Here is a 20,128-nt window from a genome sequence, read left to right as displayed (position 1 = left end):
CAGCAGATTCGCAGGAGCCGTACGCATGGACACCGAAGCCACCCCGACCGTCGACGCGGGCACCTACGACGTGCTGCGGCGCCGCCTCACCGGGCAGGCCGCCGAGCTCGCCCGACGCGCCGAGGCGCTCAACGCCCGTCGCACCGAGGAGTTCGGCTCGGAGGTGATGCGTCTGCTGGCCACCGAGCGGATCCGCACGGAACAGCCGTCCGTACCACGTGATCTGACCGCGGTGGGTGGGCAGTTGCTGTTCGGTTTCACGCGCGGGCCGGGGGCCCGTGGTGAGGCGGCGGTCGGCGACGTGCTCGCGCTGTACGGTCCGGACCTCGCCGGGAGCGGCGACGGGACCCTCCTGGCCGACGAGGCGTTCGTGCGCGAATTCACCGGCCTGCACCGCTACTACCGCGATGCCGCCCTGGTCCGGCTGCGCCGGGTGGACGGCCGGCTCCTCGCCGTGTTCCGTACCGGTGAGAACGCCGACGACATCCGGGTGCTGCGCTGGGCGCTCGCCCCGGACGGCTCCCCCGGCGCGTTCCTCGACGCACGCGGCGACCGCGACCACGTCTTCCCACCGTCGCACGACTTCACCTGGACCGTCACGGGCCGCGAGTCGCACGTCCCCGGACGCCACCCGCACATCGCGATCGGCGACAGCGGCGCCCTCTTCGTCGACACACTCGGCGGCACCCTGACCGTCAAGACGACCGACGACACCGACACCCCGGACGGGATCTACCAGGAGCCGGTCACCGAGCCCCTCCAATCCCTCGCCGACGCCGATGTCGAGTACGCCGAGACCGGGTCGCTGATCCTGCTGCGGATCCGCCCGTACAACGAGGACTCCTGGCGCCACCTGGTCTTCAACACGCTGCTCGGTACCGTGCGGCGTCTGGACGCCATCGGTCCCGCCTGCCACCGGCTCCCCGAGGACCAGGGGATCATCTTTCCCGGCGGCATCCACCTGACCACCGGCACCACCAGGACCTTCGACATCGCCGAGCCGCTCGCCGACCCGGTCTTCGAAGGGGCGGTCCGCTCGCCGGGCGGCGAGGACGTGCTGTACGTCTTCCGCTCCCGGGACGGGAGCCGCGGCCTGCTGCTGCCCTACGACCTGATCCGCCAGGAGGTCACCACTCCGCTGCTCTGCCGTGGCCACGCCCTGCTCGACGACGGCACACTCGTCCTCCTCAAGGACTCCGCGGCGGCCGAACCGGCCCGGGTGCACGCGGTCCAGCGCTGGCAGACCCCGTACGTCTCCGACACCTACGCAGCGGCCCGGCCCGCCGGAACGGGTCCGCTCGCCCGGGTCGGCAACGCGGACCTCGTCCGCGCCGTCTCCGACTGCCTCGCCCTGGCGAACAGCGCGTCGCAGACCACGCCGACCACGGCGGTGTACGCGCGCCTGATCGACGACTGCACCCGCGCCACCGACCGCTACCACTGGCTCGACGATCCCGAACTCGGCGCGCTGGGCACCCCGCTGACCGAGCTCCGGGACACCGCGCAGCAGGTGCTCACCGAGTTCGAAACGGTGCGGGAGCTGACCCGGCAGGCCACCGACGCACTCACCGATTCCGCGGACCGGCTCACCACCCTGGTCCGCCGCATCCGCGGCGAGGCACCGCGCACCGCCGCCGCCTGGGTCGCCCAGCTCACCGAACTGAGGCGCGCGCACGGTCATTTGTCGACGCTCGCCGAGATGCGGTATGCGGACACCGACCGGATCGCCGAGCTCGGCGCCGCCACCGCCGCCGACCTCGATTCCGCGGCGAGACGCGCGATCGCCTTCCTGAGCCGGGACGACGCGTTCGCCGGCTACCACCAGGACGTCGCCCGGCTCACCGCCGACGCGTCGGCGATGACCACCGTCGCCGGGGCCGCCGAGCTCGGCAGCCGGCTGACGGAGATGACGGACGGGCTGGCGACGGTCACCGACGTGGTCGCCGGGCTCGACATCGGTGACGCGACCGTCCGCACCTCGATCCTGGAGCGGATCGCCGAGGTGCTCGGCGGCGTCAACCGGGCCCGCGCCACACTCGACGCGCGCCGCCGCGAACTCATCGACCAGGAAGGGCGGGCAGAGTTCGCCGCCGAGTTCGCGCTGCTCGGGCAGGCGGTCACCGGCGCACTGGCGGCCGCCGACTCCCCCGAGTCGTGCGACGACCACCTGGGGCGTCTGCTGCTCCAGTTGGAGAACCTGGAGTCCCGGTTCTCCGAGTTCGACGACTTCCTCGCCGAGCTGGCCGGGCGGCGGGCCGAGGTGTACGAGGCGTTCTCGGCCCGCAAGCAGACACTGCAGGACGCCCGTGCCCGCCGCGCCGAGCGGCTGGCGGAGTCGGCGGCAAGGGTCCTGGAGACGGTCTCCCGGCGAGTCTCCGCCCTCCCCGACCTGGACGCCGTCCACACCTATTTCGCCTCCGACCCGATGGTCGCCAAGGTCCGCCGGACCGCGGAGGAGCTGCGCGAGCTCGGCGACCCGGTGCGGGCCGAGGAGCTGGACGGGCGCCTCAAGGCGGCACGCCAGGAAGCAGGACGGGCGCTGCGCGACCGCAGCGAGCTGTTCGCGGACGGCGGGGCGACGGTCCGGCTCGGCCGGCACCGGTTCGCCGTGAACACCCAGCCGTTCGATCTGACGCTCGTGCCGTCCGGGGACCGGCTCGTGTTCGCCGTCACCGGAACCGACTACCGGGCGCCGGTCACCGACCCCGGTTTCGAGGCCACCCACCCGTACTGGGACCAGCTGCTGCCGTCCGAGTCCCCGTCCGTCTACCGCGCCGAACACCTCGCCGCCCGGCTCCTCGACGAGCACGGCGCGGAAGCGCTGTCCGCCCGGGAGCCGGACGAACTCACGTCGCTGGTCAGGGAGTCGGCGGCAGCCGCGTACGACGAGGGGTACCAGCGGGGTGTCCACGACGAGGACGCCACCGCCATCCTGACCGCGCTGCTGCGGCTGCACGCCGGGGCCGGCCTGCTGCGCGTCCCGCCGTCGGTGCGGTCAGCGGCGCAGCTCTTCTGGACGTACGGCGCGGACGACGCCCTGCGCACGTCGTGGACGCGCCGGGCCACCTCGCTGGCCCGGGCGCGTGAGACGTTCGGACCGACGCCCGCGATCGGCACGCTCAGGGAGGAGTGGGCGGCCCGGATCGCGACGGACGACGCGGACGCCGTCGCCGCGTACCTGTTCGAGGAGCTGACCTCCGGACCCGCCGGATTCGTCACCAGCGCCGCCGCCCGCACCTTCCTGGACAAGTTCCGCCGCACGACCGGCACACCGGCCTACGACGAGGACCTCGCCGCTCTCCGCGACGACCTTCCCGCACGCCGCCAGCTCGTCGAGGGCTGGCTGGCCTCGTACGCCGCCGCGAGCGGCGCGGAGATCTCCGGCGGCGATCTGGCGGAGGCGGTCGCCGTGGAGCTCTGCCCGGAACCGGAGCTCGCCCGTTATGACTGCGAGGCGCCGCTCACCGTGGCGGTGGGCGGGCTGCTCGGCAGTCACCCACGCATCGACCGCGGCCGGCTGACCGTACGCCTGGACGAACTCCTGGCCCGCACCGCACGGTTCCGCACGGAGACCGTGCCCGCCTTCCGCGCCTACCAGCGGCAGCGCACCGCCCTCGTCGCCGCCGAACGGGCCCGGCTCCGCCTCGACGACCACCGGCCGCGCGTGATGTCCGCGTTCGTCCGCAACCAGCTCCTCGACGAGGTGTACCTGCCGCTGATCGGCGACAGCCTCGCCAAGCAGCTCTCCACCGCGGACGCCGGCCGGCGCACCGACTCGCAGGGCCTGCTGCTGCTCGTCTCGCCGCCCGGCTACGGCAAGACGACGCTCATGGAGTACGTCGCCGACCGGCTCGGCCTGGTCCTCGTCAAGGTCAGCGGACCGTCACTCGGCCGGGAGGTGAACTCCCTCGACCCGGCGCAGGCGCGCGGCGCGACCGCCCGCCGCGAGGTCGAGAAGATCAACTTCGCGCTGGAGTCGGGCAACAACACACTTCTCTACCTCGACGACATCCAGCACACCTCGCCGGAGCTGCTGCAGAAATTCATTCCGCTCTGCGACGCCACCCGTCGTGTCGAGGGCGTGCGGGACGGCGAACCACGCTCCTACGACCTGCGCGGAAAGCGGTTCGCGGTGTGCATGGCGGGCAATCCGTACACCGAGTCCGGGGAGCAGTTCCGGATCCCGGACATGCTCGCCAACCGGGCCGACGTCTGGAACCTGGGCGAGGTGCTGAGCGGCCGCGAGGACGTCTTCGCGCTGAGCTTCGTCGAGAACGCGCTGGCCGCCAACCCGGTGCTGGCCCCGCTCGCCGGACGCTCACGGGAGGACCTCGCGGTGTTCGTACGGCTGGCCTCCGGCACCCACACCTCGCCGGGCGCCCGCACGAACCGCCTCGACCACCCCTACGCAGCGGCCGAGGTCGACAGCATCGTCTCCGTGCTGCGCCACCTCCTGCGCGCCCGCGACACGGTGCTCGCGGTGAACGCCGCGTACATCGCCTCGGCCGCGCAGACCGACGCGACGCGCACCGAACCGCCGTTCCGGCTGCAGGGTTCGTACCGCGACATGAACAAGATCGCCGAGCGGATCGTGCCGGTGATGAACGACGCGGAACTGGCCGCCGTCATCGACGACCACTACGCGGGCGAGGCCCAGACGCTCACCACCGGCGCCGAGGCCAACCTGCTGAAACTCGCCGCCCTGCGCGGCACCCTCACCCCCGCACAGGCCGAGCGCCGGGCGGCCGTCACCGCCTCGTACGTACGCGCCCAGGCACTCGGCGGCCCGGACGGCGACCCCATGACGCGCGCGGTCGCCGCGCTGGGCCTGCTCTCCGACCGGATCGCGGCGGTCGAGTCGGCGATCGTCCGGGCGTCGGACCCTCGGCACACACCCGCGGGCGCCCGGCACGCGGCGTCTTCCGGCACCACCGCACACGAAGATCACTGAGCGGCCCGCATCGGCCGGACACCGGGGAGGGAGCAAGGCATGCTGGGGTTCGTGTCCACACTTCCCCAGCAGGCCCAACGCTCCCCCTTCAGCGGCCACATGGTCGTCTGCGGCGACGACGCGCTCGCCCGGCGGCTGGCGGTGGAGCTGCGGTACGTCTACGGGGAGCGGGTCACGCTGCTGCTCCCGCCGGGGCGTGACCCGCGCCGGCCGGAATTGCCACTGACCCAACAGGGGCGCGCCACCACGCTGTTCGGCCGCATGTCGGCGGCGATGAACCGCAACCTGGCGAACGGCGGCAACGGCGCCGCCGACAGCTCCGACACCGCCGCCGGGGTCGACGCCGTCCGCATCCTGGAGGCGGCCGAACCCTCCGACGAGGCCTTCGAGGAGGCGGGCGTCGACACCGCCGCCGCGCTCGCGCTCGTCTACGACGACGACGAACGCAACATCCGTGCGGCCTTGACCGCCCGTCGCCTCAACCCGCGCCTCCGGCTGGTCATCCGGCTCTACAACCGCAAGCTCGGCCAGTACCTGGAGACCCTCCTCGACCAGGCTGCCGCGGTGGCCGCCCCCGGACTCGACCCGTCGGCACTGGACGCGTCCACCACCGTCCTCTCCGACGCCGACACCGCAGCCCCCGCACTCGCCGCGACCGCGCTCACCGGTTCCAGCAAGGTGGTCCAGGCGGAAGGACTGCTCCTGCGAGCCGTCGAAAGGACCCCGCCCCGGGCCGGCGAGGTCGCCGACCCCGGCCTGTGCACCCTCGCCCTGCTCTCCTCCACCACCCACGACCCGGCAGGCGCCGAGGGCTCGGAGGTCAGCGGCTCCGAAGGGCCCCAACTCCTGCCCGGCCACGAGCAGGTGGCCGCCGCGACCGGTCGTCGCACGGTGGTCCTGGAAACGGTCCGGGAGGCCGGACCGGGCGATCCGACGCTGCGCATGAGGGGCCGCGGCGCTCCGCTGAGCCAGATCTTCTCGCGCCGTCTGCGCTGGTCGGCGCTGGGTGTCGGCTCGGCGGTACTGGCCCTCGCCGTGGCCTCCACCCTCACCACGGGCGACCATCCCCTGCACGCCGCGTACCTGACCCTGCTCGACCTCTTCGGGATGGGTGACCCGGCGATCGGCGACTCCACCGCCCGGCAGGTCATCCAACTGCTGTCCGGAGTCGCCGGGTTGATGCTGCTGCCGCTGCTGGTCGCGGGCGTCCTCGAAGCGTTCGGCTCGCTGCGCACGGCCTCGTCGCTGCGCCGCCCGCCGCGCGGGCTCTCCGGCCATGTGGTGCTGCTGGGACTCGGCAAGATCGGTACGAGGGTGCTGGTCCGGCTGCGCGAGCTGGAGATCCCCGTGGTGTGCGTGGAGGACGACCCGGCGGCGCGCGGCATACCCGTCGCCCGGCGGCTGCACGTACCGGTGGTCCTCGGGGACGTCACTCAGGAGGGCGTCCTGGAAGCGGCAAAGATCCAGCGCTCCCGGGCCCTGCTGGCGCTGACCAGCGCCGACACCACCAATCTGGAGGCCGCCCTCTACGCCCGCTCGGTCAAGCCCGACCTGCGGGTGGCGCTGCGGCTCTTCGACGACGAGTTCGCCACCGCCGTCTACCGCACCCTGCGCACCGCCCACCCGCAGGCGGTGACCCGGTCCCGGTCCGTCTCCCACCTGGCGGCCCCGTCCTTCGCCGTCGCGATGATGGGCCGGCAGATCCTGGGCGCCATCCCGGTCGAACGGAAGGTGATGCTGTTCGCCGCGATCGAGGTGGGCGGCCACCCGCAACTGGAGGGCAGGACGGTCGAGCAGGCGTTCCGGGCGGGGGCGTGGCGGGTGCTGGCCCTGGACACCACCCCGCGCGAGGACCGCCGCCCCGGCCCGGCCGGAGCCGCGGCCGGCGCCGAGGACCGCCCTTCGGGCCTGGCCTGGAACCTGCACCCCGGGTACGTGCTCCGCGCCGAGGACCGTGTGGTGATCGCGGCCACCCGGCGCGGACTCGCCGAACTGCTGCGCAGGCGGGGCTCGATGACGTACCGCTGAGACATGCCGCGCAGACGTGTCGCCCCGGCGCACTGCTCCGACGTGTCGCTCCGGCGTCCGGCGAGACGTGTCGCCGCTACGTGTCGCGCCGGTGCTTCGCGCATCGTGCGAGGCCGGCGCCGGCGATCCTGCCGCGGCAGCCGGGTCACCTCGCGGCCGGCTGCCGCACGGCGCCCCGGGCTTCCGGACGGTCCGCGGAGCGCTCGGTGAGCAGCATGACGGCGGTCAGCAGGACGACCGATGCCGCCGATATGTGCACGCTGAGCGCCGTGGTGAGCGATCCGCCGTGGGTGAGGACCGCGAGTGCGTCGCCGAGCGGAAGGATCGCGTCGATCAGCACCACCCATCCCAGCGTCCGGCGCTGACCGCGGGCGAGCAGCAGGAACACGGTGGCCGCCACGGCGAGATCGCGTACGCCCTTGACGACGAAGTAGCCCGCCGCGTTTCCCTGTGGCCAGGGCTCGATACCGAAGCCGTCGGGTGCCCCGTCGGGGTTCAGCAGGAAGTTGAGTCCGAAGAACAGCACGGCGGCGCCGGTCAGCAGAGCGAGCGACGTGGTGATGTGACGCTTCGTCATGTTTCCCCCAACAAGTTTGTGCGGCAGACGAGTTCACCGCTTCTAGCAACGCTAGCCTTCAGCTCGATGCTAGACCTGTCGGCGCTCTAATGTCTAGCACCGCTAGCAATCGTGGCGGCCGTGGCCGTCGAGGGGTTCGGCGAACTCGCCGACGCGCTGCGGGCGGCCCGCGTCGCGCGGTCCGCACCGCGCGACGCGCTGCACGGGATCGCCACACTCACCGACGGCAACAGGCTGCGCCCCGGGGCCCACCGCGCACGTGTGGACCTGCTGATCGAGATGGCGGTGGCCGGCACCTGACGCCCGGCGAGGAGCGGGTGCCGGCCGGTCTAGAGCACTCCCCCCATCACCTCCCGCACTTCCGCCAGCGTGGCCTCGGCCACGGCGTCGGCCCGCTCGTTCCCGGCCCGCAGCACCGACCGTACGTACGCCAGGTCCCGCGCGTACTCCGCCCGGCGGGTCCGCACCGGCGCCAGGCGACCGTTGACGGCGTCCGTCACCGTCCGTTTGAGCACGGCGCCGCCGCCGTCACCGATCTCCTCGGCGACCTCGTGCGGGTCCCGGTCGAGACAGAGCGCGGCGAGCAGCACGAGACTCGACACCTCGGGCCGGGTCTCCGGTTCGTACGTGATGCGCCGGTCGGCGTCCGTCCTCGCCCCACGGATCAGGCGCGCCGTCTCGTCCGCGGTGGCACGGAGCGCGATGGAGTTCCCGCGGCTCTTGCTCATCTTGGTGCCGTCCGTACCGAGCAGGAGCGGCGCGGCGGAGAGCAGGGCGTCCGGCTCCGGGAAGACTTCCCCGTAACGCTCGTTGAAGCGGCGGGCGACGGTGCGCGTCACTTCGAGGTGCGGCAGCTGGTCCTGTCCGACCGGCACCAGGTTGCCCTTGCAGAAGAGGATGTCGGCTGCCTGGTGCACGGGATACGTGAACATCAGCCCGCTGACGGCGGACTGCCGGGAGTGCGCGATCTCGTCCTTGACCGTGGGATTGCGGTTGAGCTCGGCGACGGATACGAGGCTGAGGAACGGCAGCATCAGCTGGTTCAGCGCGGGCACGGCGCTGTGGTTGAAGACCGTGGTGCGGGCGGGGTCGATACCGATGGCCAGATAGTCCAGCAGCATGCCCTCCATGTGCTCGCCCAGCCGGTCGGCGACGTCCCGGTCGGTCAGCACCTGGTAGTCGGCGATGATCACGAACACGTCCACACCGAGGTCCTGCAGCCGGACCCGGTTGTGCAGGGTGCCGAAGTAGTGCCCCAGGTGCAGCGCCCCGGTGGGCCGGTCCCCGGTCATCACCCGGAACCTCCCGGGATCCTGCTGGATCCGCTGCTCCAGCTCGGCGCTGCGACGCCGGGCGGCGGCGGTGGCGGTGATGGCAGGTGCGGTGACGGTGGTCATGGGTCTCTCCTCGCGAGTGCTGGTTGCGTGGAGGACGGCCCGCCGGGATCGACATCCGTACCCGTAGGAGGGCAGAGAGAAGGGCCGTCCATATCGAACGGCCCTGGATCCGTGCAGATGAGGCGGCCGCTCCTAGGAGGAGCGCCACCAGTTCCGGCACGGTGCGGAGGTCATGGGCCGAGTCTAACGCGGGCCGGCCGGACCGTCGCGGCACATTTCCTCGGCTCGCCCCGGATCGGATCCACCCGGAGGGCGTCACCCGTGGGCGAGATCGCCGCCATGGAAGAGCAGGTGGACCCGCCTCCCGGTCCGGCGCCGTACGCCGCCCGACAGGAGCACGCAGCGTCGCGCGCCCTCCCCCGGGCGCCGGAATAGGGAGCGGGGGTGACCCGTTGTAGGGTGGGACCAAATAGTTCAAGGTTCAACCATTAGCTCACGGAGGCGGGCGCCATGCAGTTCGGGATCTTCACCGTCGGAGACGTCACCACCGACCCCACGACCGGCCGGACGCCGAGCGAGCACGAGCGGATCAAGGCGACCCTCGCGATCGCCCTGAAGGCCGAGGAGGTGGGCCTGGACGTCTTCGCCACCGGCGAGCACCACAACCCGCCGTTCGTCCCGTCCTCGCCGACGACCACGCTCGGCTACATCGCCGCCCGCACCGAGAACCTGATCCTGTCCACGTCCACGACGCTGATCACCACCAATGACCCGGTGAAGATCGCCGAGGACTACGCGACCCTGCAGCACCTGGCGGACGGCCGGATCGACCTGATGATGGGACGCGGCAACACCGGCCCGGTCTACCCGTGGTTCGGCAAGGACATCCGCCAGGGCATCCCGCTCGCCGTCGAGAACTACGCCCTGCTGCACAAGCTGTGGCGTGAGGACGTCGTCGACTGGGAGGGCAGGTTCCGTACGCCGCTGCAGTCCTTCACCGCGACCCCGCGACCGCTCGACGGCGTACCACCGTTCGTCTGGCACGGCTCGATCCGCTCCCCGGAGATCGCCGAGCAGGCCGCTTACTACGGCGACGGCTTCTTCCACAACAACATCTTCTGGCCCATCGAGCACACCCAGAAGATGGTGGACCTCTACCGACGGCGCTACGCGCACTACGGGCACGGCACCGCCGAGCAGGCCATCGTGGGCCTCGGCGGCCAGGTCTTCATGCGGAAGAACTCGCAGGACGCGGTACGGGAGTTCCGCCCGTACTTCGACAACGCCCCGGTCTACGGACACGGGCCCTCCCTGGAGGACTTCTCGCGGCAGACCCCGCTGACCGTCGGGTCCCCGCAGGAGGTCATCGAGCGGACCCTGTCGTTCCGTGACGCCGTGGGCGACTACCAGCGCCAGCTGTTCCTGATGGACCACGCGGGCCTCCCGCTGAAGACGGTCCTGGAGCAGCTCGACATCCTCGGCGAGGAGGTCGTACCGGTGCTGCGCAAGGAGTTCGCCGCCCTGCGGCCGGCCGGAGTGCCGGAATCCGCCCCCGTCCACCCGGCCGTCGCCGCCCGCACGAAGGAGATCTGACCAGCCATGCAGACCGAGGCCCTGAAGATCGTCGCCGTATCCGCCGGACTGAGCCGGCCGTCCTCGACCCGACTGCTGGCCGACCGACTGGCGGCCGCCGCCCGGGACGGGCTGGCGCAGGCGCAGGACCGCCCGGTGGAGATCCGCGTGATCGAGCTGCGCGACCTGGCCGTCGACATCGCCAACCACCTGGTGACGGGGTTCGCCCCGCCGCCGCTGGACGAGGCGATCGACGCGGTCACGGAGGCGGACGGCCTGATAGCCGTGTCGCCGGTCTTCACCGCCTCGTACAGCGGGCTGTTCAAATCGTTCCTCGACCTGATCGACAACACGGCGCTGACCGGCAAGCCCGTGCTGATCGCCGCCACCGGTGGCACCCCCCGTCACTCGCTGGTCCTGGAGCACGCGATGCGGCCGCTCTTCGCCTACCTGAGGGCCACCGTCGTGCCGACGTCCGTGTACGCGGCCTCGGAGGACTGGGGCTCGTCCGGCGACGAGTTCACCGAGGGGCTGCCGTCCCGGATCCGGCGGGCGGGCGGCGAGCTCGCGGGGATGCTCACGGGCGGTCGGGCGGTCTCCGGGGCGTCGCGGGCACCGGGCCTCGACGACGAGGTGGTGCCGTTCGAGCAGCAGCTCGCCGGCCTGGGGGCGAACTGACCGGGGCGGCGCGGGACGGGATCGCCTGCCCCTCGACACTCTGTCCGCTTTGATTACAGTTACCCGCAAAGATGCACTGTGGGATGTATGCACAGATATGGGATGAACTGAGGTGGAGGCAGAGATGGGCAGGATCGTGGTGGGCGTGGACGGCTCCGAGTCGTCGATCAAGGCACTGCACTGGGCCGTGCGCCAGGGCGAGCTGACCGGGGACTCGGTCGAGGCCGTCAACAGCTGGGAGTACCCCGCGACCAGTTGGGCGTCCATGATGCCGGGCATGCCGGAGGACTTCGACCCGCAGGCCCTCGCCATCATCTCGCTCACCGAGGCGCTGGAGGAGGCACTCGGCGCGGAGGGCGCCGCCGCCATCAGCAAGATCGTGGTGATCGGCAACCCGGCGGAAGCCCTGCTGGACCGCGCGAAGGGCGCGAACCTGCTGGTCGTCGGGGCACGTGGCTACAGCGGGTTCAAGGCCACCCTGCTCGGCTCGGTCAGCCTCCACGTCACCCAGCACGCGTCGTGCCCGGTGACCGTCGTCCGCAACTGACGAGCACCGACGGAAGCGGCCCCGCGCGACGGTGCGCGGGGCCGCCCCTTCCGGACGAACGCGGAGGGACTCGGTCGCCCGTCGACCGTTCAGTCGCCCGTCATGTTGTAGAACACGTAGAAGGCGCACACCCACATGGCCCCCGCGGTGATCAGACCGAGTACGGACGCCGCGAGCACGCTCTTGTCGGACAGGCTGTACAGGAAGCCGACCGTGCCGCCGAACAGCACGCCGTACGCAGTGGCCCTGGTCCCCACGGGCAGCCGCTTCTGCACCCGGCCGAGGCCGTAGCAGAGCGCCGCCAGCACGGCGCCTGTGATCAGGCCGAGCGCGAGCTGCGTGCCGGTGAGCACACCACCGCCGCGCACGATGGACGTCGCCCACCAGCCCGCGATCACACCCAGGGTGAGAGGCATCGCCCAGCTCAGCGTGGAGGGGCGGTGGGTACGCGCCTGCGTGGCGCGTCGCGTCGGCATCGAAGCATGTGTGGCCATCGCCGAGAGCTCCTTCCGTCGCCCCCTGTTTCACTCCAGGGCACACCCGGTCGCGCCGCCCGGCAACTCGAATGGCGCACGGCCCGGAGCGCGGCGGCGCCGTCCGGGATTCCCTTGAGAGGTGCGCACCTCTCTCTCGGCGGCTCTGGCGGCGGTACTCCTCGTACTGCTGGCCGTGCTCGTCCCGCTCAGCGCACTCGCCGCCTGGGTGGATCTGGAGATCGACAACACGGATCGGTACGTCGCCGCGGTCGAGCCGCTCGCCTCCGACCCCGACGTGCAGGACATCGTGTCCGACCTGATCACCGACAAGGCCATGAAGCAGATCGACGCCGGTCCGCTCCAGGACACCGTGCGGAATTTCCTGCACGAGGCGGTGCAGTCCTTCACCACCACGGATGCCTTCCGTACAGCGTGGAACGCCGCCAACCGCACGGCCCACAAGGCGGTCACCGCCGCGCTGAACGGTGACGGCGGCAAGGCCGTGGACATCGACCTGGCGCCGGTGACCGAGCAGATCAGGCGGCAGCTGCTGGACAGCGGGGTCCCGTTCGCCGACGGAATCCCGGTCCAGCACACCGACATCACCCTGCTCTCCGCCGACCACGCGGACCAGCTGCGCCACACCTTCCGGTGGCTGCGGGCCGGCAGCATCTGGCCCGCCGTCGGCACCGTGCTGTTCGCGGTCGCGGCCGTCATCGTCGCGGCGGTGCGCGGAGGGCCCGGCCGGGCGGGCGCCGTCCGCTCCGGGCTGACGGCCACCGCGGTCGTCGGGCTGGGCTTCGCACTCGGCGCGCTGGTGCTGCGCGCGGTGATCGCGATCGCCCGGAACCGGGTGCTGGCCGGGGTGCCGGGCAGCGACCACGACGCGGCGGCGGCAGTGTACGACGCGCTGACGGCCTCACTCCGTACGACGGCGTGGGTCGTCCTCGGCACGGGGGTGGCGGTGGCGCTGTGCGCGGTGTTCGCGCGCATGTGGGCGGGGCGGGGATCGTCCGTCCGGACCTGACCCGGCCCGGCCCGCATCGCATCGCATCGCATCGCATCGCATCGGGGAGGATGCGGTCTCCCTCTGTCGGTCACTGCGAGAGGCCCGGACCTGTGGAGAGCACCGAACCGGCCGGTACCGGTACGCGCGGACGCCCGGAGACGTCCGGCCCGAGCGGTACCGGCGGTGGGGACGGACACCCCGGCACTGCCAGGCGCGTCGCGCTCCTGGGTGCGGCTGTCGCGCTGGCGGCGGTGAGCGTCGTCGTCGGGTTCCGGCTGGCGGACGCCGACGGTCCGACACCCGTGCCGCAGGCCCTCGCCTTCCTGCCCTGGCTGCTGGTGCCGGGCGGGGCCGCCCTCCTGCTGGCGGCGCTGGCCCGATGGCGTACCGGGATGGCGTGGGCGGTGGCCGTACTCGCCCTGACCGTGTGGTTCCTGCGTCCGTACGGGACCGGCGCGACCGGCGCACACGGCCCGGTCGTCGCCCGGTTGAGCGTGCTCACCTCCAATGTGGAGTTCGGCGGCGCCACGGACTCGCTGATCACCGCGGTCCGCCGGGAGCGGCCCGACGTGGTCTTCGTCGAGGAGTGCGACTTCCGCTGCGCGGACGCCCTCGCCGCCCGGGTCCCGCGCGCCTCCTATCCGTATCGCGACGTCGCACGGCTCGACGGTTCACGCGGGTCGGCCCTCCTCAGCCGCTACCCGCTGCGCGCGGCGGGCCGGATCGACGGGGCGATGGCGATGCCCGGTTCGGTCGCCGTCGTGGCGGGCAGGGACGTCCGGCTGCAGCTGGCACATCCGATGCCGCCGCTCCCCGGCGGTGTCGGCACCTGGCGCGCGGAACTCGGCCGGGTCCGGGAGTTCGCCGCCGGGGCGAAGGGGGAGCGCACCGTCCTGGCGGGCGACTTCAACGCCTCCCAGGACCATGCCGCCTTCCGCGCCGTCCTCGACGCGGGCGGGCTCCACGACAGCGCGCGGATCGCCGGTGCGTCCCGTACGTACTCCTGGCCCGCGGACCGCACCGTGCCGCTGCGTACCCAGATCGACCATGTGCTGGTCAGCGACGACTTCGCGGTACGGTCCGCCCGGTTTCTGCACCTCGACGGCACCGACCACCGCGCGCTTCTCGTGGCGCTCGAACTCCACGGGGGCTGACGGCCGGACGGCCGCGGTCACCACTCACCTCACGGCCCGGGTCACCCGGACGGCGGGCACCCGAACGGCTGCGTCCGGGCTCGACGTGCGGCCCCGCGCGGGCCGGGGAAGAGTGGGGTCTGGGGGACCGTGTGACCGCCGGGGGCGACTGAAAGGTCGATCCGTATGCGAGCCGTAGTCGTCAGCGCGTTCCGGGCCGAACCCGCACTGGTCCAGCTTCCCAAGCCGGACCCCGAGGCCGGCGAGGTGCGTGTCAGGATCGAGTACGCCGCGCTCAACCCGTGCGACTGGCAGCTCGCGGACGAGGACCCCGATGCGGTCGCGCCGCCGGTGTTCCCCCTGGTCGTCGGCGTGGACTACGCGGGCCGGGTGGACATGATCGGCCGCGGCGACAACCGCTTCCGGGTGGGCGACTGCGTCTTCGGCCGGGTCGGTGGGACTCCGGCCGGCGGGGGCACGTACTGCGACTTCGTCTCCGTCCCGCAGGACTCCGCGATCACCCTGGTACCGGAGGGCCTTCCGCTCCGGACAGCTGCGGCGCTGCCGTCCGCCGGCATGGCCGCGGCGCAACTCCTGGAGACCGCGGTGCTGCGCGGCCACGAAAGCCTGCTGATCATCGGGGCCGCGGGCGGCGTCGGCAGCTATCTGACGCAGCTCGCGTCGGCCCGGGATCTGCGCGTCCTCGCGGCGGTGCGTGGCGACGAGGAACACCGGATGAGGGCGCTCGGCGCCGCCGTCACGATCGACACGACGGTCCGTCCACTCGAAGCGGCGGTGCGGGATGCCTGCCCCGAGGGCGTCGACGCGCTCGTCGACCTGGTGTCCGCCACCCCGGAGGCATTCGCCGCCCATGCGGCGCTGGTACGCGACGGCGGCATCGCCGTCACCACCCGGGGAGTCGCAGGCCCGGCCGCGCTCCCCACGGGTGTCGGAGGGATCGACTTCCGCCTCGAACCGACACCTGTCCTGCTCGACGTCCTGGCGGCGGGGGCCGCGGAGGGCGTGCTGCAGGTGCCCGTCGACATCGAACTACCCCTGGAGAAGGCCCCACAGGCTCTTGACCGGAACCGTGCGGGCGGCGCCCGCGGCAAGACCCTGTTCGTGCTCTGACCAGACATCCGAGACGAATGGAGGCGTCATGGACGACCGGGAGATCATCGACAACATCGGCGGACTGGTGTCCGAGGAGCGCGCGCTGCGCGACCGCTCCACCCCGGACACGGGCCTCACTCCGGACGAGAGATCGCGCCTGCGTACCGTGGAAGCCCAGCTCGAACAGTACTGGGACCTGCTGCGGCAGCGGCGCGCGCTCAACGAGTTCGGTGCGGACCCGTCCGGGGCAAGGGTCCGCCCGGCCACGGAAGTAGAGGGATACCAGAGCTGATCACACGTCAGGGACGTTTGCCGACGGAGGCCGAGTCGGGGCGGAGACGGTCCGCGCCACCGGGCTGGCTGCTGAACGGGCTGCGCCCGCTGCCCGCCCCCGTACCGTGGGCCGCCGTGGTCCGTGCCTCCGTCGCACTGGCCGTACCGCTCGCCGTCGGCCTCGCACTCGACCGCCCGGCCTTCGGCGCGCTCGTCTCCATGGGCGCGCTCTCCGGCGTCATCGGCGACACCGCCGACGCGTACCGGATGCGGATCCTCAACATCGCCGTGCCGCAACTGTTCGGCGCCCTCGGCATCACGCTCGGCACGCTGGTGTACGGCACCGGATGGGCGTCCGTCGCGGTGCTGACCGTCGTCGCCCTGGTCTCGGGGATGATCTCGACGATCGGCGCGGTCGCCTCCGCGTCCGGACTGGTGCTCCTGCTCAACTCGGTCGTCGGTGCCGGGCTGCCGCTGCCGCAGCCCTGGTGGGTGGCGCCGCTGCTGCTGTTGGTCGGCGGACTGCTCGTGCTCGCGCTGACACTGCTGGCGTGGCCGATGCGACGGAAGCTGCCGGAGCGGGTCGCGGTCGCGGACACGTACCTCACGGTCGCCGATCTGCTGGCCGCCGCGGGCACCGACGGGTACGAGAAGCAGCGGCACGCCGTCACCCAGTCGCTGAACACCGCGTACGACCTGATCCTGGCTCGACGGGCCCGGTACCACGGCCGCAGCGACACGATGGTGCGGCTGCTCGCCCAGCTCAATGTGGTCATCCCGCTCACCGAGGCGGCGCCCGCGGTGCATGTCCGGCGGATCCGGCTGCCCACCGCCGTGCCCGCGGCCGTACGGGAGCTGGCGGCGGCGGTGGGGGAGAGCCGCACCGGCGGCATCGAACCGGATCTGCCCGCACCCGACTCGGCCGCCACCCGGGCGGTGGACAGCGCCCTGCGTCACGCGGCGGCCGTCGTGCACCGGCCCGGCCTCGATCCGTACAGCCTGGACGACCGGCTGGGCCGTCCCGCCTCGCTGCGGGTACGGATGCGGCGCGCGACCCGCACCATGCTGTTCTCCAGGACGTCGTGGCGGTACGGCCTGCGGCTGGCCCTCTGCATCGGCCTGGCCCAGTCACTGACCGTGGTGGTCGCCGTGGACCGCTCCTACTGGGTGGCGCTCACCGTCACCTTCGTGCTCAAGCCTGACTTCGGCTCGGTCTTCTCCCGTGCCGTGCTGCGCGCGGTGGGCACGGCGGCCGGTCTCGTCATCGCCGCACCGGTCCTCGCCGCGGTACCGGACGGCTGGTGGGACGTGCCGGTGATGGCGGTACTGGCCGCACTGATCCCGGCCTTCACGGCGAAGGGGTACGCGTTCCAGACGGCGGCCATCACACCGGTGATCCTGCTCCTGTCCGAACTGCTGAACCACCGAGGGGTGGATCTGGTCCGGCCGCGCCTGGTGGACAGCCTCATCGGCTGCGCGATCGTGCTGGTGGCGGGCTATCTGCTGTGGCCCGAGAGCTGGCACACCCGGATCGGGCACCGGCTCGCGGACGCGGTGACGGACGTCGCCGACTACGTGACGTACGCGTTCGGCGCGGGTGACGAGGGCGGCGTGGGCGGGAGCGGCCCGGGCGGGCACGTCTCCGCCGCCGACCAGTCGGAGCGGGTCCGGGCGCGGCGCAGGATCTACCGCGACCTGTCATACGTACGGTCCGAGTTCCAGCGTGCCCTGACAGAACCTCCGCCGGTCGGCACACGGGCCGCCGCCTGGTGGCCGCTGGTCGTCGCCGTCGAGCGGATCGTGGACGCGACGACGGCCGCCCGGGTCAGGGTCGACCACGGTGCTCCGGAACCGGCCCCCGCCGAGGTGGCCGAGGTCCAGCAGCAGCTGCGGGAGCTGGCGGAACGGCTACGGACGAGCGAGGACCTGGTGGCGGTGCGGACCGAATTGCCGGGCGACGAGGAAGGGGTTCTGGCGCCGCTGCGCCAGGAGGTGGCTTCGGCGCGGGCGATCGCCTCGCCGTAGCCGCGCAGGCTCCGCAGTCGCAGAGGCACTCGTGGGGGCTTGACCGGCTCAGGCGGGCCGGTTCCCGGAGCCGTGGTGGTGGAGGCGCTCCATCTCACGGCGGTCGCGCTTGGTCGGGCGGCCCGTGCCACGGTCACGGACCGGTACCTGGATCACGGCTTCGCGCGGCGGCGGGGGCGGGCTGTTGTCGATGAGGCACTCGGCCGCCACCGGAGGACCGACCCGCTTCTTGACGATCCGCTGCACGACGACGATCCGGTCCCGGCCGTCGTGCCGGAGCCGTACCTCGTCCCCCACGCGCAGAGTCTGCGCCGGCTTGGCCCGGTCGCCGTTGACCTTGACGTGTCCCGCGCGGCAGGCGGCAGCGGCCTGCGAGCGGGTCTTGGTCAGCCGTACCGACCAGATCCAGCTGTCGACGCGGACGCTTCCCTCCGCCTGCGGTGCCTCACCCGAAACCATGTCTCCGACTGTAGGGCTTCTTCGCACGCCGCGGGCCTCCTGAGGAGTTCGGCCGCGCGACGACCCGACCGGGCGCCGTATGCAGCACCGTGCCGACCGGGCCCGGGGCATCGACACCGGGACCTTCCCCGTGCCGTCCGCACATCGGCGGCGAGACTCAACCGTGTGGTGGATGGGACTTCGGATGCACATGGAGTGAAGTAGGGGCCACCGCACCCCGATTGACACGGGGGCGGGCCGCACCACCGAACGGCCGGATCCGGCCGCTAACCTTACGTATCCGCCCTGGCCAGGGATCAATTCCCGCAGTACGGACATTCATCGCACTCAACTCATGCGAAAGGCCTCGCCCATGGGCATTCGGAGCTTGCTGCGCAAGGTGTTCGGCCGTGACCGCACGGAGCAGGACGAGCCGACCACCGCCACGGTCCCGCCCCAGACGGAGCGCACCGTGTCCACGGAGTCGGAGCCGGTCGAGGTGACGGCCGACGAGCCGGCGCTCACGTCCGCCCCGGCCGCCAAGGCTTCGGTGCCCGCACCTGCCTCGCCCCGATCCTCCTCGGGTGGGAGCGGTTTGGCGGCGGACCTGGTGGCGGAGGCCTTCGACAAGGCATCCACGCCGAGCCCGAAGCCCACGGTCCCGGCCCAGGGCTCGGCCCCGAAGCCGGGCGTCACCGAGACGAAGTCGGAGCTGGTTGCCGCTGAGGCCGAGGCCGAGCCCGCCGCCGTCGAGTCGGAGCCGGTCGCCGCTGAGATCGAGCCCGCCGCCGAGCCGGAACCGGTTGCCGCCGAGGCCGAGGTCCAGCCCGCCGACGAGCCGGAACCGGTCACCGCCGAGGTTGAGCCGGAGCCGGTCGCCGTTGCGGTCGAGCCGGTCACCGCCGCCGAGCCCGAGCCGGTCGTTGCCCAGGTTGAGCCGGTCACCGCCGAGGCCGAGCCCGCCGACGAGCCGGAACCGGTCACCGCCGAGGTTGAGCCGGAGCCGGTCGCCGTTGCGGTCGAGCCGGTCACCGCCGCCGAGCCGGAACCGGTCGTTGCCCAGGTTGAGCCGGTCACCGCCGAAGCCGAGCAGGCTGCCGCCGAGGCCGAGCCCGCCGCCGAGGCACTGCCTGCGCCGATCACCATCGACCTGGACCCCGAGCCGGAGCCGGAGCCCGCCGTCGCGGCCGAGGCCGCACACGCGCCGGTGGCCGAGACCGCACCGGAACCCGGCACCGAGGCGTCCGCGACGTCGCTCGCCCAGGTCGAGTCCCGGGCGCCGGGGCTCGCCGCCCCGTACCGGGCCGCTGAGGCCGCGCTGGAGGCACACGGGCTGACCGGGCGCCGCGCCGCCGTCTACCTGGTGCTCGACCGCTCCGGCTCCATGCGGCCGTTCTACAAGGACGGCAGCGCCCAGCACCTGGGCGACCGCACGCTCGCCCTCGCCGCGCACCTGGACGAGAGCGCCACCGTGCCCGTCGTGTTCTTCTCGACCGACATCGACGGCACCGGCACGGTCGACCTCACCGCCCACGAGGGCCGGATCGACGAGCTGCACGCGGGGCTCGGCCGCCTGGGCCGTACGAGCTACCACCGCGCCGTCGAGGAGGTCGTGGCGCACTACGAGAAGTCGGAAGCCACCGGCCCCGCGCTGGTGATCTTCCAGACGGACGGCCCGCCGGACGCCAAGGTGCCCGCCAAGCAGGCGCTCGCCGAGGCGGCAGGGCTGCCGCTGTTCTTCCAGTTCGTCGCGTTCGGCGACGAGGACGCGAAGGGCTTCGACTTCCTGCGGAAGCTGGACGCCCCGAACGCCGCGTTCTTCCACGCGGGCCCCGCCCCGCGCGAGGTGCCGGACGCCACGCTCTACCAGGAGATCCTCGCCGCGTTCCCCGCCTGGCTCGAGTCCCGCGAGAGCGCCGACAACAGCTGAAGCGCCCGGCGCCGTACGGTCACGGCGCCCCGCCCCGGGGT

Annotated in this window: 16 protein-coding genes; 12 read left to right on the top strand and 4 right to left on the bottom strand. The window is 72.6% G+C overall.

Annotated elements, in window-relative coordinates; genetic code table 11:
- Nucleotides 1–25 precede the first annotated feature (25 nt).
- Complete coding sequence (locus ACFVXE_RS15475) at nucleotides 26–4,951, top strand: DNA repair ATPase (protein ID WP_389671649.1); 4,926 nt, start codon at nucleotides 26–28, stop codon at nucleotides 4,949–4,951.
- A gap of 39 nt (nucleotides 4,952–4,990) precedes the next feature.
- Complete coding sequence (locus ACFVXE_RS15470) at nucleotides 4,991–6,979, top strand: NAD-binding protein (RefSeq protein ID WP_389671648.1); 1,989 nt, start codon at nucleotides 4,991–4,993, stop codon at nucleotides 6,977–6,979.
- A 145-nt stretch (nucleotides 6,980–7,124) separates the two neighbouring features.
- Here the strand turns inward: ACFVXE_RS15470 and ACFVXE_RS15465 are convergent, their stop codons facing one another.
- The gene (locus ACFVXE_RS15465) at nucleotides 7,125–7,556 is read right to left on the bottom strand and encodes a DUF4267 domain-containing protein (RefSeq protein WP_389671647.1); all 432 of its coding nucleotides are present in this window, start codon (nucleotides 7,554–7,556) and stop codon (nucleotides 7,125–7,127) included.
- Nucleotides 7,557–7,676: 120 nt separating this feature from the next.
- On the opposite strand from ACFVXE_RS15465, the gene ACFVXE_RS15460 reads away from it, so the two are divergent.
- Nucleotides 7,677–7,856, top strand: a complete 180-nt coding sequence (locus ACFVXE_RS15460) for a hypothetical protein (RefSeq protein WP_389671646.1) — start codon at nucleotides 7,677–7,679, stop codon at nucleotides 7,854–7,856.
- Between the two features lie 29 nt (nucleotides 7,857–7,885).
- Here ACFVXE_RS15460 and trpS read toward each other — a convergent pair whose 3' ends face one another.
- Nucleotides 7,886–8,953 carry a tryptophan--tRNA ligase gene (gene trpS / locus ACFVXE_RS15455; protein WP_389671645.1) on the bottom strand — a complete coding sequence of 356 codons (1,068 nt, stop codon included), beginning with the start codon at nucleotides 8,951–8,953 and terminating at the stop codon, nucleotides 7,886–7,888.
- A 450-nt stretch (nucleotides 8,954–9,403) separates the two neighbouring features.
- Here trpS and ACFVXE_RS15450 point away from each other — a divergent pair, with 450 nt between their 5' ends.
- The 3 genes from ACFVXE_RS15450 (at nucleotide 9,404) to ACFVXE_RS15440 (ending at nucleotide 11,690) form a co-directional block, all read left to right on the top strand.
- A complete protein-coding gene (locus ACFVXE_RS15450) occupies nucleotides 9,404–10,486 on the top strand; it encodes an LLM class flavin-dependent oxidoreductase (protein WP_389671644.1) in 1,083 nt (360 codons plus the stop codon).
- Between the two features lie 6 nt (nucleotides 10,487–10,492).
- Nucleotides 10,493–11,143, top strand: coding sequence for an FMN reductase (locus ACFVXE_RS15445; RefSeq protein ID WP_389671643.1), 651 nt, complete (start codon nucleotides 10,493–10,495; stop codon nucleotides 11,141–11,143).
- 124 nt (nucleotides 11,144–11,267) lie between these two features.
- The gene (locus tag ACFVXE_RS15440) at nucleotides 11,268–11,690 is read left to right on the top strand and encodes a universal stress protein (RefSeq protein WP_389671642.1); all 423 of its coding nucleotides are present in this window, start codon (nucleotides 11,268–11,270) and stop codon (nucleotides 11,688–11,690) included.
- An 89-nt stretch (nucleotides 11,691–11,779) separates the two neighbouring features.
- On the opposite strand, the gene ACFVXE_RS15435 is transcribed toward ACFVXE_RS15440, so the two are convergent.
- The gene (locus ACFVXE_RS15435; protein WP_389671641.1) at nucleotides 11,780–12,184 is read right to left on the bottom strand and encodes a hypothetical protein; all 405 of its coding nucleotides are present in this window, start codon (nucleotides 12,182–12,184) and stop codon (nucleotides 11,780–11,782) included.
- 121 nt (nucleotides 12,185–12,305) lie between these two features.
- Here ACFVXE_RS15435 and ACFVXE_RS15430 point away from each other — a divergent pair, with 121 nt between their 5' ends.
- The 5 genes from ACFVXE_RS15430 to ACFVXE_RS15410 all read left to right on the top strand — a co-directional run bounded on the left by ACFVXE_RS15430 (nucleotide 12,306) and on the right by ACFVXE_RS15410 (nucleotide 17,719).
- On the top strand, nucleotides 12,306–13,193 hold the full coding sequence (locus tag ACFVXE_RS15430; protein WP_389671640.1) for a hypothetical protein: 888 nt from the start codon (nucleotides 12,306–12,308) through the stop codon (nucleotides 13,191–13,193).
- Nucleotides 13,194–13,285: 92 nt separating this feature from the next.
- Nucleotides 13,286–14,329: an endonuclease/exonuclease/phosphatase family protein gene (locus ACFVXE_RS15425; protein ID WP_389671639.1), complete on the top strand. Its 1,044-nt coding sequence runs from the start codon at nucleotides 13,286–13,288 to the stop codon at nucleotides 14,327–14,329.
- A 165-nt stretch (nucleotides 14,330–14,494) separates the two neighbouring features.
- A complete protein-coding gene (locus ACFVXE_RS15420) occupies nucleotides 14,495–15,439 on the top strand; it encodes an NADP-dependent oxidoreductase (protein WP_389671638.1) in 945 nt (314 codons plus the stop codon).
- 28 nt (nucleotides 15,440–15,467) lie between these two features.
- Nucleotides 15,468–15,713, top strand: a complete 246-nt coding sequence (locus ACFVXE_RS15415) for a DUF2630 family protein (protein ID WP_389671637.1) — start codon at nucleotides 15,468–15,470, stop codon at nucleotides 15,711–15,713.
- 17 nt (nucleotides 15,714–15,730) lie between these two features.
- Nucleotides 15,731–17,719 (top strand): FUSC family protein, encoded by a 1,989-nt coding sequence (locus tag ACFVXE_RS15410; RefSeq protein ID WP_389671636.1) that lies wholly within the window; start codon nucleotides 15,731–15,733, stop codon nucleotides 17,717–17,719.
- A 48-nt stretch (nucleotides 17,720–17,767) separates the two neighbouring features.
- On the opposite strand, the gene ACFVXE_RS15405 is transcribed toward ACFVXE_RS15410, so the two are convergent.
- The gene (locus ACFVXE_RS15405; RefSeq protein WP_389671635.1) at nucleotides 17,768–18,178 is read right to left on the bottom strand and encodes an RNA-binding S4 domain-containing protein; all 411 of its coding nucleotides are present in this window, start codon (nucleotides 18,176–18,178) and stop codon (nucleotides 17,768–17,770) included.
- Nucleotides 18,179–18,530: 352 nt separating this feature from the next.
- Between ACFVXE_RS15405 and ACFVXE_RS15400 the strand changes: the two genes are divergently transcribed.
- Nucleotides 18,531–20,087, top strand: a complete 1,557-nt coding sequence (locus ACFVXE_RS15400; RefSeq protein WP_389671634.1) for a VWA domain-containing protein — start codon at nucleotides 18,531–18,533, stop codon at nucleotides 20,085–20,087.
- The last annotated feature ends 41 nt before the right edge of the window (nucleotides 20,088–20,128 follow it).

The sequence above is a fragment of the Streptomyces sp. NPDC058231 genome (assembly GCF_042882275.1).
GTDB lineage: Bacteria > Actinomycetota > Actinomycetes > Streptomycetales > Streptomycetaceae > Streptomyces.
This window is presented reverse-complemented; position numbering and strand designations above follow the sequence as displayed.